This is a genomic window from Pseudomonas sp. S2_C11 (assembly GCF_054668395.1).
The window spans coordinates 1,252,749-1,269,593 of sequence record NZ_CP162765.1 but is presented as its reverse complement, the minus strand read 5'-3'; the positions used below and the strand labels follow the sequence as shown (position 1 = coordinate 1,269,593).

The 16,845-nt window shown below is 62.3% G+C and carries 16 protein-coding genes; 5 read left to right on the top strand and 11 right to left on the bottom strand.

Annotated features, from left to right (window positions below; all coding sequences use genetic code 11):
* Positions 1–94 precede the first annotated feature (94 nt).
* Positions 95–460 carry a DUF962 domain-containing protein gene (locus tag AB4N48_RS05885; protein ID WP_016770891.1) on the top strand — a complete coding sequence of 122 codons (366 nt, stop codon included), beginning with the start codon at positions 95–97 and terminating at the stop codon, positions 458–460.
* 1 nt (position 461) lies between these two features.
* On the opposite strand, the gene AB4N48_RS05880 is transcribed toward AB4N48_RS05885, so the two are convergent.
* The 3 genes from AB4N48_RS05880 to AB4N48_RS05870 all read right to left on the bottom strand — a co-directional run bounded on the left by AB4N48_RS05880 (position 462) and on the right by AB4N48_RS05870 (position 2,636).
* Complete coding sequence (locus AB4N48_RS05880; RefSeq protein WP_460094943.1) at positions 462–1,256, bottom strand: acyl-CoA thioesterase; 795 nt, start codon at positions 1,254–1,256, stop codon at positions 462–464.
* Between the two features lie 236 nt (positions 1,257–1,492).
* The gene (locus tag AB4N48_RS05875; protein WP_460094941.1) at positions 1,493–2,254 is read right to left on the bottom strand and encodes a CHAD domain-containing protein; all 762 of its coding nucleotides are present in this window, start codon (positions 2,252–2,254) and stop codon (positions 1,493–1,495) included.
* Positions 2,255–2,357: 103 nt separating this feature from the next.
* Positions 2,358–2,636 (bottom strand): hypothetical protein, encoded by a 279-nt coding sequence (locus tag AB4N48_RS05870; RefSeq protein WP_016770894.1) that lies wholly within the window; start codon positions 2,634–2,636, stop codon positions 2,358–2,360.
* A 214-nt stretch (positions 2,637–2,850) separates the two neighbouring features.
* On the opposite strand from AB4N48_RS05870, the gene AB4N48_RS05865 reads away from it, so the two are divergent.
* Entirely contained in the window at positions 2,851–3,888 is a 1,038-nt protein-coding gene (locus tag AB4N48_RS05865) for a patatin-like phospholipase family protein (RefSeq protein ID WP_110601565.1), read from the top strand.
* 148 nt (positions 3,889–4,036) lie between these two features.
* On the opposite strand, the gene AB4N48_RS05860 is transcribed toward AB4N48_RS05865, so the two are convergent.
* The 6 genes from AB4N48_RS05860 to kdpF all read right to left on the bottom strand — a co-directional run bounded on the left by AB4N48_RS05860 (position 4,037) and on the right by kdpF (position 12,216).
* Positions 4,037–4,735, bottom strand: a complete 699-nt coding sequence (locus AB4N48_RS05860) for a response regulator (protein WP_056788412.1) — start codon at positions 4,733–4,735, stop codon at positions 4,037–4,039.
* A gap of 48 nt (positions 4,736–4,783) precedes the next feature.
* Complete coding sequence (locus tag AB4N48_RS05855; protein ID WP_460094939.1) at positions 4,784–7,435, bottom strand: DUF4118 domain-containing protein; 2,652 nt, start codon at positions 7,433–7,435, stop codon at positions 4,784–4,786.
* Between the two features lie 145 nt (positions 7,436–7,580).
* Entirely contained in the window at positions 7,581–8,126 is a 546-nt protein-coding gene (gene kdpC, locus AB4N48_RS05850; RefSeq protein ID WP_460094937.1) for a potassium-transporting ATPase subunit KdpC, read from the bottom strand.
* Positions 8,127–8,355: 229 nt separating this feature from the next.
* A complete protein-coding gene (gene kdpB / locus AB4N48_RS05845; RefSeq protein WP_122611496.1) occupies positions 8,356–10,413 on the bottom strand; it encodes a potassium-transporting ATPase subunit KdpB in 2,058 nt (685 codons plus the stop codon).
* Positions 10,414–10,423: 10 nt separating this feature from the next.
* Complete coding sequence (gene kdpA, locus AB4N48_RS05840) at positions 10,424–12,118, bottom strand: potassium-transporting ATPase subunit KdpA (protein ID WP_056788402.1); 1,695 nt, start codon at positions 12,116–12,118, stop codon at positions 10,424–10,426.
* An 8-nt stretch (positions 12,119–12,126) separates the two neighbouring features.
* Positions 12,127–12,216, bottom strand: coding sequence for a K(+)-transporting ATPase subunit F (gene kdpF, locus AB4N48_RS05835; RefSeq protein WP_007899818.1), 90 nt, complete (start codon positions 12,214–12,216; stop codon positions 12,127–12,129).
* 423 nt (positions 12,217–12,639) lie between these two features.
* Here kdpF and eat point away from each other — a divergent pair, with 423 nt between their 5' ends.
* The 3 genes from eat (at position 12,640) to AB4N48_RS05820 (ending at position 14,995) form a co-directional block, all read left to right on the top strand.
* Positions 12,640–14,004: an ethanolamine permease gene (eat, locus tag AB4N48_RS05830; RefSeq protein WP_460094935.1), complete on the top strand. Its 1,365-nt coding sequence runs from the start codon at positions 12,640–12,642 to the stop codon at positions 14,002–14,004.
* Between the two features lie 129 nt (positions 14,005–14,133).
* Positions 14,134–14,301, top strand: a complete 168-nt coding sequence (locus tag AB4N48_RS05825) for a DUF2897 family protein (protein ID WP_016770901.1) — start codon at positions 14,134–14,136, stop codon at positions 14,299–14,301.
* A gap of 136 nt (positions 14,302–14,437) precedes the next feature.
* Positions 14,438–14,995: a TetR/AcrR family transcriptional regulator gene (locus AB4N48_RS05820; RefSeq protein WP_460094933.1), complete on the top strand. Its 558-nt coding sequence runs from the start codon at positions 14,438–14,440 to the stop codon at positions 14,993–14,995.
* Here AB4N48_RS05820 and fabF read toward each other — a convergent pair.
* Positions 14,992–16,266 carry a beta-ketoacyl-ACP synthase II gene (gene fabF, locus AB4N48_RS05815; RefSeq protein WP_073472389.1) on the bottom strand — a complete coding sequence of 425 codons (1,275 nt, stop codon included), beginning with the start codon at positions 16,264–16,266 and terminating at the stop codon, positions 14,992–14,994. The genes AB4N48_RS05820 and fabF overlap by 4 nt on opposite strands.
* 205 nt (positions 16,267–16,471) lie before the next feature.
* On the bottom strand, positions 16,472–16,807 hold the full coding sequence (locus AB4N48_RS05810) for a ComEA family DNA-binding protein (RefSeq protein WP_460094931.1): 336 nt from the start codon (positions 16,805–16,807) through the stop codon (positions 16,472–16,474).
* Positions 16,808–16,845 lie beyond the last annotated feature (38 nt).

Sequence of the window (16,845 nt, the reverse complement as noted above, 5' to 3'; positions counted from 1 at the left end):
CTATCACTTCAATAGCCAACCTTGATTCGCCGCGCTCCGCGCCCGGGCCTATTCTTCAACCATGAAGTTCAACATGGATCGAGGAGTAGCAAACATGGGCAAACGTCACCCCAACCTTCCCGCGTGGCAATGGCGCGCCTATCCGGGCAATCATCAGCACCCGACCAATCTGGTCCTGCACCTGATTGCCGTGCCGCTGTTCATCGTGGCGTTTCTGTTGATCGTGTCGGGAGTGTTCAGTCTGAGCCTGGCCAGCGTCGCCATCGGCGTGATCGGTATCATCGCGGCGCTGGGTCTGCAGCGCCACGGTCACGGCCTGGAGGCGCAAGCCTCCGAGCCGTTCAGTGATCGCAAAGATGCCGTGTCACGTTTGCTGGTCGAGCAGTTTCTGACCTTTCCGCGGTTCTTTCTCAGCGGTGGCTGGTGGCGCGCCTGGCGTGAGCGCCACCGTCGGCATTGAGTCAGGCGAAGATCGTCACGGTCTGCCGACTCATGGCAATCAACTCCCCTTTCGCGCTCCACAACTTCGCGGCGACATGGCCGTAACCGTCGGCCGCGTATTCGATATCGGCCATATATTGGCACCAGTCCAGCGTGCTCAAATCGTGTAACGGCTGCACGAATTCGATGGTCCAGGTCAGCGTGCTACCCGGCGCCGGTTTCTTCAGATACGGCAACAGCGCCGGCGGCCAGGCATCCACCAGCGCCAGCAGATGCGCCTCGTTGACCGGCTCCTCTTTGACATCCCCACGCAACCGCACCCAGCCGCCCATCAAGCGCGAGGCCGTGCCGGAGAACGGAATGCCGCCGACGCTCCAGCGCATCGCCAGATGGCGCATGAATTCAGGGGTCACGCCTTTGATGTAGGGCAGCTCCTGGCATTCGTCCCAGTGTTTCATGATCGGCGCCGGGTAGGCTTCGACGGCGACTTCCGAGGGCCGCGAGGCACCGAAGCTGCCCTGAATGATCGTCACCACCTGACCATTCTGCATGGCGCGGCCCAACACCTGGCTGACGGCTTTGCCTTCACGCAGCACGTCGACTTCGAAACTCACCGGCACTTCCGGCTCGACCGGGCCGACAAAGGTAATCGCCAGCGAACGCACCGGGCGCTCCGTCGGCACCCTGGCGCGCATGGCTTCAAATTGCAGCGCGGCCACCAGCCCGCCAAAACTCGCACGGCCCTGCCCCCATTCGGCGGGGATGGTCACTTCAGGTTGTTGGCGGACAGTATCGAGCAGATCGCAAAAGCGCATGGCAACCTCGGAAAACGAGAAAGGAATGCGCGGATCTTACCCAGCCCCGGGCGGCGGCGCAGCGTCTATTCCGGTCAAATGGGCTGACAGATAGGCCTTGGCCCGATTCCTTCAAGCGACAAATCACCTTGTGGGAGCGAGCCTGCTCGCGAAAGCGGTCGATCAGTCGACAACGATTGCGACTGACACGGCCCCTTCGCGAGCAGGCTCGCTCCCACAGGGGAACAGAGCCATCTTCAGGAGTGTTTGAAACACGTAGCGCTGAGCTTTTCCAGCACTTGATCGGCCTTCAGCTCTGCCTTGATCAACCCGGCCTGCCAGGTGGCCACGCACGGTTGCAGATCAGCCTCCTGTTCGGCGCGCGCCAGCCATTGCCAGCAATCGTGCCAGTCGCCCAGTGCGCCTTGCGCGGATTTCAGGCGTTTGTAGGCCGGTTTCGGCAAGCGATCCAGTTCGGGGTAGGCTTCGATACCATAGCGCACGCGTTTGATCAGCAGGCGCAGGCGATGGCGGTCATGGGCGGGATCGTGCAGCGCTTCGTCGAGTTTCTGCCATTGTTTGCCCAGGCGTTTTTCGATGCGTTTATCCAGATCCTTGAGCAGCCCCTGACGCTGGGACGCGCGCAAAAATCGTGGAAATGCGTCGAGAATCATCAGCAACGAAGCCAATTCAGCACTCGCCGCCAGCGCCGGATACGCCTCGGCCATTTGCGCCAGACGCCGCTGCGCAGCCTCGGGCTGATCATGCTCGAGCAGATACGCCGCGAGCACTTCGCGATCACGCCACGGTGTGGTCAACTCGCCCACCGCAGACGCCGCCGCCTCCAGTTGCTCGACACCCGGCAAGCCGCGCAACGGCCGCAACAGACTGCGCAAGCGCCGCACCGTGGTGCGCAAATCATGCAACGCCTCGGGATCAGTGCGCGCAGTCAGGCGCGCCTGACATGCCAGTAGCCGCACATCCAGGCTCAACACATGAGCCACCAAGCGATCGATCATGGGGTCTACTCCGTAGACAGCTACAAGCTTCTAGCTACAAGCTTCAAGCTGAATGTGATTGCTTCAAAGCTTGCGGCTTGCAGCTAGAAACTTGCAGCTGCTGTTAACGTCCTGCGCGGGATTCGCGAATGTAGAAGCGGGCTTTCTCGGCTTTCTTGCTGCAGCCTTCGAAGCCTTCGAATTGTTGCTGGGTCTTGGCGGCGGTCAGCAGCGACAGCGCTTTGGAATAGCTGACGGTGCCGGCGAAGCCTTCAGCCTTGGCCAGGTCCAGTTCGTGCCAGGCCGCGTCGAGTTGGCTGCCGCAGCTGTCGCGGTACGCGGTTTTGCCGGCGCAACCGGCCAGAACCAGAGCCATCAACGGTACACAGATCCAGGCTTTCATCACTCACACCTCAAGGTAGGTCAACAGTCGTGCAGGTAAGACGGTCAAGCGGTGAAAAAGTGCCTCGCTGACCGGTCAAACCACGTGGCGCAGAGCATAGCGCGCAAGCGTGCGCCGCGAACGAAAAACGACGTCACCGCTTCGCGCAACGACCTTGGCGATTGAGCCGCTTGGCCGATGCGTGCATTGTGCAGGCTTGTCCGGAGGAAGTTTGATGAAAAAGCGTGTCGCACTGGTACTGGGCTCCGGTGGCGCCCGGGGCTATGCCCATATCGGCGTTATCGAAGAAATTGAAAGACGCGGCTACGACATCGCCTGCATTGCCGGTTGTTCGATGGGCGCGGTGGTCGGCGGGATCTATGCCGCCGGCAAACTGGATGAGTACCGGCGCTGGATCGAAAGCCTTGATTACCTCGACGTGCTGCGTCTGGTCGATGTGAGTTTCCGTCTCGGCGCGATTCGCGGCGAAAAGGTCTTCGGGCAGATTCGCAAGATCGTCGGCGAGATCAACATCGAAGACCTGCGCATTCCCTACACCGCCGTCGCCGCCGACCTGACCAATCAGCAGGAAATCTGGTTTCAGGAAGGCTGCCTGCATCAGGCCATGCGCGCCTCGGCGGCGATTCCCAGCCTGTTTACCCCGGTGATGCAGGGCAACCGCATGCTGGTCGACGGCGGCATTCTCAATCCGTTGCCGATCGTTCCGGTGGTGTCGAGCCATTGCGATCTGATCATCGCGGTCAACCTCAACGCCACCAATCAGCGCCAGTACAAGTTGCCGGTGATCGAGCGGCCGGCGGCGTTCCGTTCGCGCTTCGACAGTCTGATCAAATCCATGGGTTCGAAGTTGCCGTTCCGCCGTAAACAGGCCGAACAATTGTTGAAGCTGGAACAGGAAGCCTTGCGCGCCGAGGCGGCGGAGATCAATCCGTGGCTTGAGGGCGTCGAGCCGGAAAGCCAGCAACCGGCCTCCGCCCCGGAACGCGAAGGCGCGCCGAAATCCGCCACCGGCTCGTTCATCATCGATAACGTCGGGCCGGCGTCGCTGCTGGATCTGATCAACCAGAGTTTCGAGGTGATGCAGACCTCACTGGCGCAGTACAAGATTGCCGGGTATCCGCCGGATATCCTGATCAACGTGCCGAAGCGGGTGTGCCGGTTTTTCGAGTTCTACAAAGCGCCGGAGTTGATCGCGCTGGGGCGGGAGATTGCCAGTGATACGCTGGATCGGTATGAGCAGGAGCAGGGTTGATTACCTGAAGGCTGTGGGTGAATGTTCCGGCCTCATCGCGGGCAAGCCCGCTCCCACAGGGTTCTCGGGGGGAATGAAATCTGGGTGATACATAGCTCACTGTGGGAGCGAGCTTGCCCGCGATGGCGCCCGACCATACAACACAAAACTACAACCCATCAGCACTCAACAACCGATACCCCACCCCCGCCTCAGTCACAATAAACCGCGGCCGGGTCGGGTCATCCGCCAGTTTCTGCCGCAGGTGCCCGACCACGATGCGCAGATAATGACTGTCCTCGGTGTGCGTCGGCCCCCAGATATCCTTGAGCAATTGCTGCTGGGTGATCACCCGCCCCGGATGCCGCGCCAGTTGCGCGAGCACCGCATATTCCTTGCGGGTCAGGGCGACTTCGGCGCCATCGAGCAGCACGCGCCGATAGGCCAGATCCACGGTCAGAGGGCCGAAACTCAGCGCCGCTGGCTGCGCCTCCCCCGCCGGTGCCTGGCGCAACAACGCGCGAACCCGGGCGAGAAATTCCTGAATGCCGAACGGTTTGGTCACGTAGTCGTTCGCGCCGCCATCCAGCGCTTCGACCTTCTGCCCTTCACTGGCGCGCACCGACAGCACCAGCACTGGCGTGGTCGCCCACTCGCGCAACTCGCGCAGGACCTGCTGACCGTCCATGTCCGGCAGCCCGAGGTCGAGCACCACCAGGTCCGGTTTGCTCAGCGCGGCTTGTGCCAAGCCTTCAGCGCCGGTGCCGGCTTCGAGCACTTTGTAGCCTTGTGAAGCGAGGCTGATGCGCAGGAATTTGCGGATCTGCGGTTCGTCGTCGATGACCAAAATGGTCGCGGTCTGGCTCATGAATTCACATCAACACAATAGATTGGCAAGAGAGTAGCGCAGTCGACTTCAAGCTTCACCGTCCATCCCCGGTTGCGCCTGCAACGGCAGGTGCAAGGTGATGCAGGTGCCGCGCCCGTCGATGCCGTCAGCCACAGAAATACGCCCGCCGTGCGCGCCGACCATGCCCTGACAGATCGCCAGCCCCAACCCCGTGCCCTGCCCGCCGCGATCACCGCGCGCGGCGGTGTAGAACATGTCGAAAATCTTCGCTCGGTCCTCTTCAGGGATCCCCGGGCCTTCATCGCTGACCGAAAAGAAAATCTCCTGCTCATCGGCACCCGCGCGCAGTTGCAGGCGACCGTGGCTGGGCGAAAATCGCGCGGCGTTTTCCAGCACGTTAACCAGCGCCTGTTCGATCAGCGCCGCGTGCACATACAGCAGCGGCAACTCGGCCGGCACTTCGGTGCTGACCTGCAGCGGCGCCAGCACGGCGCGCAGGCGATTGAGCGAACTGCCGACGATATCGGCCGGCGATACCCAGTCCCGCGCCAGCTTCAAGGCGCCGTGGCCGAGGCGCGTCATGTCGAGCAGGTTCTGGATGTAGCGGTCGAGGCGTTCGGCCTCATCGCGGGTGCCTTCGAGCAGCTCGCGGCGATCCTCCAGCGGGATCGCTTCGCCGAGGGCCAACAGGCTGTCGATGCTGCCGCGCATGGCCGTCAGCGGCGTGCGCAAATCGTGGGACACCGAGGCCAGCAAGGCGCTGCGTAACTGTTCGGTTTCGCCGTGCAGACGCGCCGCTTCGAGGTCATCGGCCAATTGCGCGCGGGCCAGGGCTTGCGCCAGCGGCTGGCTAAGCGCAGTGAGCAAACGTCGGCGCTGACCGCTCAAGCTCTGGCCTTCCTTGGCGCAAACACCAAGCAACGCCAGCGGCCCGTCCTCGACCGACAACGGCCACCACCACCAACGCCCCAGCGGCAAGGTGCCGGTGCCCTTGCCCGCCGGTTGATCGTGTTGCCAGGCCCAATCGGCGGCGGCGCGTTCGGCCTCGGTGAATTGCAGCGGCCCGCCGGTTTCGACTTTCCAGCCGCCCTGGCCGTCGCGGTTGAGCAAGCACAATTGCACATCGCTCCAGCCTTCGAGGTGTTGCGCGGCAGCGCTGATCACGGCTTGGCGATCCGTCGCGGCGGTGAGTTTGCGCGACAGGTCGAGCAGCTCGCTGGTCTCTTCCTGGGTATCACGCAAGGCCTGCAACTGCCGCCGCTGACGCGCCGCGAGGTTGCCGGTGAGCGCCGCCATCAACAGGAAGAACAGCAGCGTCAGCACGTCTTCTTCGCGCTGAATGCTGAAGGAGAAATTCGGTGGAATGAACAGAAAATCGTAGGTCAGAAACGACAACGCCGCACAGGCCAGCGCCGGGCCGAGGCTGCTGCGCACCGCCACCAGCAACACCGCCGCGAGAAAAACCAGCGAGATGTTCGGCAGCGGCAACACACTCGACACCGCCCAGGCCAGGGCCGTGGCCAACAACGTCGCGACCAGCGCCAGCGCGTAGTCGAACCACACCAGCGTGACTGAATTGCGCGGGCGCGGTTGGCGCTGCTCGTGGTCACTGTCGAGCACGTTGATTTCCAGACCGTGCGCCTGACGCAGCAGGCGCGCCGCCAGACCACCGCCGAACAGTCGACGGCGCAGACGTGGCCGCGACTGGCCGACCAGCAACAGACTGGCGCGGCGTTCGGCGGCGTGTTGAATCAGGGTTTTCGCCACTTCGCCGGCCCGCAACAGCACCACTTCGCCACCGAGGCGTTCGGCCAGTTGCTGGGCGCTTTGCAAACGCAAACGCGATTGCTCATCCCGCGTACTGCCGTTGTCGACATGCACCAGACTCCACGGCAGATGCCGGCGCTGGGCGACGCGGCTGGCGTGACGCACCAGCCGTTCGGCCTGCGCATCGCCATCGATACCGACCAGCAAACGCCCGCGTACCGCCGGCGCGGCCTGCCCGAGTTGGCGATAGCCTTGGGCCAGATCGTTGTCGACCTGCGCGGCGGCGGTCTGCATCGCCAGTTCACGCAGGGCGGTAAGGTTGGTCTGGGTGAAAAACGCGTCGATCGCAGCGCGGGCCTGTTCCGGCACGTAGACCTTGCCTTCGCGCAGACGCTCGAGCAATTCACGCGGCGGCAGGTCGATCAGCAGCAGCTCGAAGGCTTCCTGCAGGACCCAGTCCGGCAGGGTTTCGCGCACCTGTACGCCGGTGATGCCGCGCACCTGATCGTTGAGGCTTTCCAGGTGCTGGACGTTGACCGTGGTGAACACGTCGATGCCGGCGGCGAGCAGTTCCTGAATGTCTTGCCAGCGCTTGGCGTGACGACTGCCGGGGGCGTTGCTGTGGGCCAGTTCATCGACCAGCACAAGCTTCGGCTTGGCGGCGAGAATGCCGTCGAGGTCCATTTCCTCAAGCAGCACGCCACGGTATTCGCTGCGCACCAACGGCTGCTGCGGCAGGCCGCCGAGCAAGGCTTCGGTTTCGGCGCGGCCATGGGTTTCGACCACGCCGGCCAGGACCTTTACGCCCTGGCGCAGTTGCGTGTGGGCAGCCTGGAGCATGGCGTAGGTCTTGCCGACCCCGGGCGCCGCGCCGAGAAAAACCTTCAGCCGGCCACGGCCATCGCGGGGCAGGTCTGCTAACAGTGCGTCGGCGCGGCCGGAGTCGCTCATGCTTGATGCTCTCTCTTACGAATGATCGTTCCCACGCTCTGCGTGGGAATGCAGTCCGGGACGCTCTGCGTCCCATAAAAGCAGACGCAGAGCGTCTATTGATGCATTCCCACGCAGAGCGTGGGAACGATCGGTATCAACTGAATTACAGGTTTTGCAGTGCCAGATTCAGCTTCAGCACATTCACCACCGGCGGCCCAACCAGCGGCTGTTCGATGTGCTTATCGAGCAATTGCTGCACGGTCGACACCGGCAGATTGCGCGCTGCTGCGACACGCGCCAGTTGATAGGCAATTGCCGCCGGTGGCAAGTGCGGGTCGAGGCCGCTGGCGGAGGTGGTCAGCAAGGCCAATGGCACCGGCCCCTGCCCAGCAACTTGTTGTTTTTGCGCGTCTTCGATTACGCGGGTCGCCAGGGCCGGATTGCTCGGCGCGAGGTTGCTGGCGCCGCTGGCGACCGTGGCAAAAGCCCCGGCGGACGGGCGTGGGTGGAACCAGTTGTCACCGCTGAAATCCTGAGCAATCAGCGCCGAGCCGCGGACTTTGCCGTCGGCGTCGTGGATCAGGCTGCCGTTGGCCTGAGCCGGGAAAGCAACTTGGGTGATGCCGGTGACCGCGAGTGGATAGGCGACGCCGGTGATCAGGGTCATCAGCGCTAACAGGGTCAGGGCCGGGCGTATCATTGTGGACATTTCAAAATCCTCGAATTCGTTGGGCAAACTTTTGCGGGGTGTCAGGGAGATTTTTCCCCCTCACCCCAGCCCTCTCCCCCAAGGGGGCGAGGGGGAAAGGGAGCCGATCCTTGTGCTGTTCAAAACCCGAGTTAGGCTCGGAATTTCAGGTCGGCGAACCTCGCACAAACACCTCGGTCAGTCCCCTCTCCCCCCGGGAGAGGGTTAGGGTGAGGGGCTCTTTTCAGCCTCACACCAGATGCAACGCCGTAAGCAGCATGTCGATCACCTTGATCCCCACGAACGGCACGACAATCCCGCCGACGCCATAGATCAGCAGATTGCGCCGCAGCAACGCCGCCGCACTCGCCGCCTGCACTCGTACGCCGCGCAATGCCAGTGGAATCAGCACAACAATGATCAGCGCGTTGAACACAATGGCCGAGAGAATCGCGCTCTGCGGACTGCTCAGATGCATGATGTTCAGCACGCCCAGTTGCGGGTAAATCGAGGCGAACAGCGCCGGCAGAATCGCGAAGTATTTGGCGATGTCGTTGGCGATGGAAAAGGTCGTCAGCGCGCCACGGGTCACCAGCAATTCCTTGCCGATCTGCACCACGTCGAGCAGCTTGGTCGGGTCGCTATCGAGATCGACCATGTTCGCCGCTTCGCGTGCCGCTTGCGTGCCGTCGTTCATCGCCATGCCGACGTCTGCCTGGGCCAGCGCCGGGGCGTCGTTGGCGCCGTCGCCGCACATGGCGACCAGGCGACCGTCGTTCTGCTCGTGACGAATGCGCGCGAGTTTCTTCTCCGGCGTGGCTTCGGCGAGCACATCATCGACGCCTGCTTCAGCGGCGATCGCAGCAGCGGTCAGCGGGTTGTCGCCGGTGACCATCACCGTGCGAATTCCCAGTTTGCGCAACTCGGCAAAACGCTCGCGGATGCCTGGCTTGACCACGTCCTTGAGATGGATCGCGCCAAGCAACTTACCGTCTGCACAGACCAGCAACGGCGTGCCGCCACTCTGCGCAATCTTGTCGATTTCCCGCGCCAGCGCCGGGGCCAGATCGCTACGCTGTTGACCGAGAAACGCCAGCAGCGAATCCACCGCCCCTTTGCGATATACGCGGCCCTGATAATCGACGCCAGACAAGCGGGTTTCCGCGCTGAACGGCACGGCGGTCAGGGTTTCCGGGGCCGGCTCCGGTTGCGGATGCAGGCCACGGAGGAACTCGACGATCGACTTACCCTCAGCGGTTTCATCGGCCAGCGAGGCGAACAGCGCGCCTTCGGCCAGCTCACGGCCGGTCACACCCGGCGCGGCATACACCGCGCTGCAACGACGGTTGCCGAAGGTGATGGTGCCGGTCTTGTCGAGCAACAGCACGTGCACGTCACCCGCCGCCTCCACCGCGCGACCGGATTTGGCGATCACGTTGAGGCGTACCAGCCGATCCATCCCGGCGATACCGATGGCCGACAGCAGACCGCCGATGGTGGTCGGGATCAGCGTGACCAATAACGCCACGAGGAACACCAGCGGCAGGCTGCCATTGGCAAAGTGCGCGAACGGTTGCAGGGTGACGACCACCAGCAGAAAGATCAGGGTCAGGCCGATCAGCAGGATATCCAGCGCGACTTCGTTCGGGGTCTTCTGACGCTTGGCGCCTTCGACCAGGGCGATCATGCGGTCGAGGGTCGATTCACCAGGGTTGGTGGTGATCTTCACCAGCAGCCAGTCGGACACCAGCCGCGTGTTGCCGGTGACGGCGGAACGGTCGCCGCCGGACTCGCGGATCACCGGCGCCGATTCGCCAGTGATCGCCGCTTCGTTGACCGCCGCGATACCTTCGATGACTTCGCCGTCACCGGGGATCATCTCCCCGGCTTCGACTCGCACCACGTCGCCCTTGCGCAGATTGGCAGCCGGCACGATCTTGAAGCTGCCATCGGCTTGGCGGCAGCGGGCGCTGAGGCCTTCGCTGCCGGCCTTGAGGCTGTCGGCGCGAGCCTTGCCACGACCTTCGGCCAAGGCCTCGGCGAAGTTGGCGAACAGCACGGTGAACCACAGCCACAGAGCGATTTGCGCGGCGACGAAGGTCGGCACGTCGGCATCCGGAAGGAAGCACAGCACGGTGGTGAAAATCGCCGTCAGTTCGACCACCAGCATCACTGGCGAACGCGCCAATTGCCGAGGGTCGAGCTTGACGAAGGCTTGCACCAGCGCCGGACGCCACAGGGCCGAGATCGCGGTTTTGGCTTGTTCCGGCGCTTTGACGGCGGCGGGTTTGATTGCAGGCATATTCATGATGGATTCCTTAGAAGCCCATACTTAAATGTTCGGCGATAGGACCGAGCGCCAGCGTCGGCAAGAACGTCAGGCCGCCCACCAGCAGAATGGTCACGGTCAACAGGGTCACGAACAGCGGGCCGTGAGTCGGAAAGCTGTTCTGGCCGACCGGTGCGCTTTTCTTCATCGCCAGGCTACCGGCCAGTGCCAGCACCGGCAGGATGTAGCCGAAGCGGCCGATCAACATGCCCAGGCCGAGCATCAGGTTGTGGAACGGCGTGTTCGCGCCCAGGCCACCGAATGCCGAACCGTTGTTGGCGCTCGCCGAGGTGTAGGCATAGAGCAACTGACTGAAGCCGTGCGCGCCGGGGTTGCTGATGGTTGCCGCAGCGCTGGGAACCGTGGCGGCAATCGCGCCGAGCACCAGCACGCCGACCGGCATCACCAGCAGCGTCACCACCAGCAATTGCACTTCGCGGGCCTGGAGTTTCTTGCCGAGGTATTCCGGCGTACGACCGATCATCAGACCGGCGAGGAACACCGCGATCAGCACGTTGAGCAACATGCCGTAGAGCCCGGCACCGACACCGCCGAAGATCACTTCGCCGACCATCATGTTGACCAGCGCGACCATGCCACTCAGCGGGTTGAGGCTGTCGTGCATGCCGTTCACCGAGCCGTTCGAAGCCGCCGTGGTAGTCACCGACCACAGCACCGTCGCGGTGGTACCGAAGCGCGCTTCCTTGCCTTCCAGCGGCGCGGTCTGCTCGACGGCAGCGTTGTTCAGGGTCGGATTCGGCTGATACTCGGCCCACAACGACGTCGCACCGCCGATCAGGAACAACGCCAGCATGCAGGCGATGATCGCGCGGCTCTGGCGCAGATCCTTGACGTAGTGGCCGAAGGTGAACACCAGCGCCACCGGGATCAGAATGATCGAGGCGACTTCGAACAGGTTGCTCCACGCGGTCGGGTTCTCGAACGGGTGCGCGGAGTTGACCCCGAAGAAACCGCCACCGTTGGTGCCCAGTTGCTTGATCGCAATCTGGCTGGCGGCCGGGCCGAGCGGGATCACCTGATCGACGCCTTGCAAAGTCACGGCATTTACATACTGGGCGAAGGTTTGCGGCACGCCCTGCCAGACCAGGTACAGCGCCAGCAGCAGGCACAGCGGCAGCAGGCCATAGAGGGTGGCGCGGGTCATGTCGACCCAGAAGTTGCCGAGGGTCTGCGCCGACTTACGGCCGATCCCACGGCACAGCGCGACAAGTACGGCGAGGCCGGTGGCGGCGCTGACGAAGTTCTGCACGGTGAGACCGACCATCTGGCTCAGGTAGCTGAGGGTCGCTTCGCCGCTGTAGGACTGCCAGTTGGTATTGGTCATGAAACTGACCGCGGTGTTGAACGCCTGGGTCCATTCCTGGCCCGGCAGGTTTTGCGGGTTCAGCGGCAGGTGATCCTGGAACAGCAGAATCGCAAACAGCAACAGGAAACCTGCAAGGTTGAACGCCAGCAGCGCCAGCGTGTACTTCTGCCAGCTCTGCTCCGCCTGCGCATCGACCCCGGCAAGACGATAGCAACCGCGCTCGACCGGGCCGAGAATCGGCGTCAGCCAGGTGCGCTGGCCCTCCATCACCTTGTAATAGAAGCGCCCAAGGAACGGCGCCGGCAGCAGGACCAGCGCAAAAAACCCGAGGATCAGCCAATAGTCATAACTGTGCATAGCCGCTCCTAGTTCCGGTCCGCGCGCAACAGCGCAACCAACAGATAAATGAACAGCCCCACTGCCAACAGCAGTGACACCCCGTCCAGAACGCTCATGGAAGATCTCCGTGTAACGGCGTATTGCCGTGTGTGCAGCGATTGTCGGGAAGGAGGCTGTAAAGGAACGAGAGCGAGGCGCGGCGTGGGTCATAAAGAAAGCGTAAAGAGTGGGTTTATGCCGGCGTTACAGCAGGTTTTTGCAGCGTCAGGTCGGGCCTCATCGCGGGCAAGCCCGACTCCCACAGGTTATGCGGTGGAATCAAATTCAGCGGACGACGGAGAAACCTGTGGGAGCGGGCTTGCCCGCGAAGGCGGCATAACAGACTCCGCTGCTCCCAACTGGCGCACAAAACCCGCACATCCAGCGCCAATCATCCCCGCTGCGACAGCTTTGAACTCATTACGACTTGTTTCAGCGTAATGGCACGCCCACTGCACACGCCCTCCCCTGAGCTTTCCAACCATTGCGGGAGCAAGCGCATGAACACACAACTCAAACCCACGCTGGGCACGTTGCACCTGTGGGGTATTGCCGTGGGGCTGGTGATTTCCGGGGAATATTTCGGCTGGAGTTACGGCTGGGGCGTGGCCGGTACGCTGGGTTTTCTGGTGACCTCATTCATGGTCGCGACCATGTACACCTGCTTTATCTTCAGCTTTACCGAACTGACCACCGCGATTCCCCATGCCGGCGGGCCGTTTGCCTACAGCCGCCGCGCGTTTGGCGAAAAAGGCGGATTGATCGCCGGACTGGCCACACTGATCGAATTCGTCTTCGCCCCGCCAGCGATTGCCTTGGCGATTGGCGCGTATCTCAATGTGCAATTTCCGGCACTCGACCCGAAACACGCGGCGGTCGGGGCGTACATCGTGTTCATGGGCCTGAACATTCTCGGGGTGAAACTGGCCGCGACGTTCGAGCTGATCGTCTGCGTGCTGGCGGTGGCTGAGTTGCTGGTGTTCATGGGCGTGGTCGCGCCGGCGTTCAGCTTCAGCAACTTCGCGCTGAATGGTTGGGCCGGTTCCGATGTCTTCGGCGCGCCGGCGATTGCCGGGATGTTCGCGGCGATTCCGTTTGCGATCTGGTTCTTCCTCGCCATCGAAGGCGCCGCCATGGCCGCCGAGGAAGCCAAGGACCCGAAACGCACGATCCCGAAAGCCTACATAAGCGGCATCCTGACGCTGGTGCTGCTGGCAATGGGCGTGATGTTCTTCGCTGGCGGCGTCGGCGACTGGCGCACCTTGTCCAACATCAACGACCCACTGCCGCAGGCGATGAAAACCGTGGTCGGCGACAACTCCGGCTGGCTGCACATGCTGGTGTGGATCGGCCTGTTCGGCCTGGTCGCCAGTTTCCACGGCATCATCCTTGGTTATTCGCGGCAATTCTTCGCCCTCGCCCGCGCCGGTTACCTGCCCGCCTCATTGGCAAAACTGTCGCGCTTCCAGACCCCGCACCGCGCGATCATCGCTGGCGGCCTTATCGGCATCGCGGCGATCTACAGCGACGGTCTGATCAACCTCGGCGGCATGACACTCACCGCCGCGATGATCACCATGGCCGTGTTCGGCGCCATCGTGATGTACATCATGAGCATGCTCAGCCTGTTCAAACTGCGTAAATCCGAGCCAAACCTGGAGCGCACCTTCCGCGCGCCGTGCTATCCGCTGGTTCCGCTGATCGCGCTGGTACTGGCGGTGGTTTGCCTGGTGGCGATGGCGTGGTTCAACACACTGATCGGGCTGGTTTTCCTCGGTTTCATGGCGGTGGGGTTCTGCTACTTCATGCTCACCGGGCAACTGCGCGCCGATGCGCCGGCGGATGCCATGTTGACCGGTCTGTAACACGGTTCGGATGTGCCGGGCATAAGCGGCCTAGAATGGAACCACTGCGAAGTCGTTTCGCTCAAAGGTGGTATGCAGCATCGCACGGCGAAGTCCTCGCCCGTCGAGCTGCCATTAAGGAGAGCCGTTATGCCCTGGTATGCCTGGTTGATTCTGGTCGTCGCGATCGGCTCGATTGTCGGCGGATTGATGATGTTGCGCGACACCGCCAACAAGGTCGAACTGACCGATGAAGAACGCAAGCGCGTCGCACAGCGCAATGCCGAAGCGGATGCCAAGGATGCACAAGACCGCTGATACCAACCCCGCCGCATGGCGGGGTTTGTTTTTTCAGCACAATCGGACTTACCCGCAGGCTGTTTAGATTTTAGAAGTACAGTCACCATTTAATCTTCCGTGGTTAAGATGGCAGCATCGTCGCGGAGAGCTCCACATGCGTTACTCGCCAGATCACAAAGCCCAGACCCATCAACGCATCATCAAGGAGGCTTCCGCCCGATTTCGCAAGGACGGTATCGGCGGCACCGGCCTGCAGCCTTTGATGAAAGCCCTGGGCTTGACCCATGGCGGCTTCTACTCGCACTTCAAATCCAAGGAAGAGCTGGTCGAAAAAGCCCTGCAAGAAGCCGGCGAGCAAGTCGCGGGCCTGTGCGAAGAGATCTTCGCGCAGGAAAACCCGCTGCAAGTCTTTATCGACACCTACCTGTCGGAGTGGCATCAGACCTCGCCCCACGAAGGCTGCCCGCTGCTGACCATTTCCTCCGAGCTGGGCCTGCGCGGCCAGCCAAGCCCCACCAGTGACGAAGTCCTCAATGCTCGCCTCGAACAAATTCAGGCCACGCTCGAAGGCGAGAACAGCGCCGATCGCAGCATTGTCATCATGGCGACCCTGGCCGGCGCTCTTCTGCTGTCACGCAGCGTCGCGGATGCCGACTTCGCCCAGCGCATCCTCGACGTCACCCGCGAGCATCTCAAGCAATCGAGCGATTAACCTTCCCAGCGCTTGAACAACACGCTCGCATTGACCCCGCCAAAACCGAAGCCGTTGGACAATGCATATTCGATCGCCATCGACCGCGCCTCACCATGGACAATGTCCACCCCTTCGCTCGCTGGATCCGGGTTTTCAAAGTTGAGCGTTGGTGGCACTACCTGATCCCGAATCGCCAGGAGCGTGAAAATCGCCTCCAGCCCGCCGGCCGCGCCGAGCAAATGACCAGTAGCGGATTTGGTCGACGTTACGGCGATCTTGTTCTGCGTGCCAAACAACGCCTTGATCGCCGCCAGCTCGCCCAAATCGCCAACCGGCGTCGACGTCGCATGGGCGTTGAGATGCTGCACCTGCTCCGGCTTTACACCGCCCTGAGCCAGTGCCAATTGCATCGCCCGGCGAGCGCCACTGCCATCTTCCGGCCCGGCGGTAAGATGATATGCATCAGCGGTCGTGCCGTAACCGACCAGTTCGGCCAGCGGCTTCGCACCGCGTGCAAGCGCATGCTCCAGCGACTCGATGACCAATAGACCGGCACCCTCGCCCATCACGAAACCATCGCGCCCACTGTCGAAGGGACGCGAAGCTTTTTCCGGGGTGTCGTTGTAGCCGCTGGACAGCGCCCGCGCCGCCGCGAAACCAGCGAGACTGACGCGATCGATCGATGCCTCCGCACCGCCACATACGGCGATGTCCGCCTCACCTGCGCGAATCAACCGCGCTGCGTCGCCGATCGCCTGAACCCCGGCGGCACATGCGGTAACCGGAGCACCCAATGGCCCTTTGAGGCCGTGCTGGATCGACACATGACCGGCCGCGAGATTGACTAGAAACGATGGAATGGTGAACGGCGACAAACGCCGGGGACCACGGCTGTCGGTGGTACGCACCGCATCGGCAATCGCACCGAAACCACCGACACCCGAGCCGATGATTGTTGCGGTCCGCTCCTGGCTTTCAGCGTCGGCTGGATGCCAGCCGGCCTGCTCCAGCGCCTGCCGCGCCGCTTCCATGGCGAACATGATGAAGCGATCCATCTTCTTCTGTTCCTTGGGCGGCGTGGCGCGATCCGGATCAAACCCGGCCTCGGCATCCTCCTCCACCGTCGGCACACTCCCGCCGACCCGGGTCGGCAGATCAGCCACAACCGCATCGGGCAGGTTGCGCAATCCGGAACGACCGGCCAGCAAACGCTGCCAGACGATTTCAACATCACTGCCCAAGGGTGAAACCAGGCCCATGCCCGTGACGACGACTCGACGTTGGTTCATACCATGGTTACCCCTTATCAATTTAAAATTCGACGTGCATCGGTGTGCTGCGATTCGGCTGCTGAATCAGTCCCGAGCGAAATTATTATAGGCATAATCAAACCACAATATGATAGCCGTAATTTTCAGCGTTCAGGCATCCACCAGATCGGCACTCAATAAAAAGGCCGGTCAATGACCGGCCTCTCGGCGTTGAACTGTCAGCTTAGTTCACTTCCAGCTTGTCGCGGTTGCGATCCAGAATCGCCTTACCAATCCCCTTCACTTCCAGCAACTCATCCACTGACGCGAACGGACCATTTGTATCCCGATACGCAACAATCGCCTGCGCCTTCGCCTCCCCCACACCCGCCAACTCCTTCTGCAACGTTGCCGCATCCGCGCCATTGAGATCGACCTTCGCGCTTGCCGAGGGCGCAGCCGCATCCATCAGCAACGGCGCTTTTGTTGACTCGGTCGGCGCTACAGGCGCAGCAATCGCAGCAATCGAGGCGCTGGTGAGGAAAGCAAAAATCAGCGAGTAGAAATAACTGGTACGCATAAGTGACGCTCCATCATCGTTTGAGAAAGCAGCTTTTC

What these genes read in the sequence shown, in the direction of transcription:
- AB4N48_RS05885 (WP_016770891.1), top strand. Translation starts at nt 95, where the DNA reads ATGGGCAAACGTCACCCCAACCTTCCCGCGTGGCAATGGCGCGCCTAT.
- AB4N48_RS05880 (WP_460094943.1), bottom strand. Translation starts at nt 1,256, where the DNA reads ATGCGCTTTTGCGATCTGCTCGATACTGTCCGCCAACAACCTGAAGTG.
- AB4N48_RS05875 (WP_460094941.1), bottom strand. Translation starts at nt 2,254, where the DNA reads ATGATCGATCGCTTGGTGGCTCATGTGTTGAGCCTGGATGTGCGGCTA.
- AB4N48_RS05870 (WP_016770894.1), bottom strand. Translation starts at nt 2,636, where the DNA reads ATGAAAGCCTGGATCTGTGTACCGTTGATGGCTCTGGTTCTGGCCGGT.
- AB4N48_RS05865 (WP_110601565.1), top strand. Translation starts at nt 2,851, where the DNA reads ATGAAAAAGCGTGTCGCACTGGTACTGGGCTCCGGTGGCGCCCGGGGC.
- AB4N48_RS05860 (WP_056788412.1), bottom strand. Translation starts at nt 4,735, where the DNA reads ATGAGCCAGACCGCGACCATTTTGGTCATCGACGACGAACCGCAGATC.
- AB4N48_RS05855 (WP_460094939.1), bottom strand. Translation starts at nt 7,435, where the DNA reads ATGAGCGACTCCGGCCGCGCCGACGCACTGTTAGCAGACCTGCCCCGC.
- kdpC (WP_460094937.1), bottom strand. Translation starts at nt 8,126, where the DNA reads ATGTCCACAATGATACGCCCGGCCCTGACCCTGTTAGCGCTGATGACC.
- kdpB (WP_122611496.1), bottom strand. Translation starts at nt 10,413, where the DNA reads ATGAATATGCCTGCAATCAAACCCGCCGCCGTCAAAGCGCCGGAACAA.
- kdpA (WP_056788402.1), bottom strand. Translation starts at nt 12,118, where the DNA reads ATGCACAGTTATGACTATTGGCTGATCCTCGGGTTTTTTGCGCTGGTC.
- kdpF (WP_007899818.1), bottom strand. Translation starts at nt 12,216, where the DNA reads ATGAGCGTTCTGGACGGGGTGTCACTGCTGTTGGCAGTGGGGCTGTTC.
- eat (WP_460094935.1), top strand. Translation starts at nt 12,640, where the DNA reads ATGAACACACAACTCAAACCCACGCTGGGCACGTTGCACCTGTGGGGT.
- AB4N48_RS05825 (WP_016770901.1), top strand. Translation starts at nt 14,134, where the DNA reads ATGCCCTGGTATGCCTGGTTGATTCTGGTCGTCGCGATCGGCTCGATT.
- AB4N48_RS05820 (WP_460094933.1), top strand. Translation starts at nt 14,438, where the DNA reads ATGCGTTACTCGCCAGATCACAAAGCCCAGACCCATCAACGCATCATC.
- fabF (WP_073472389.1), bottom strand. Translation starts at nt 16,266, where the DNA reads ATGAACCAACGTCGAGTCGTCGTCACGGGCATGGGCCTGGTTTCACCC.
- AB4N48_RS05810 (WP_460094931.1), bottom strand. Translation starts at nt 16,807, where the DNA reads ATGCGTACCAGTTATTTCTACTCGCTGATTTTTGCTTTCCTCACCAGC.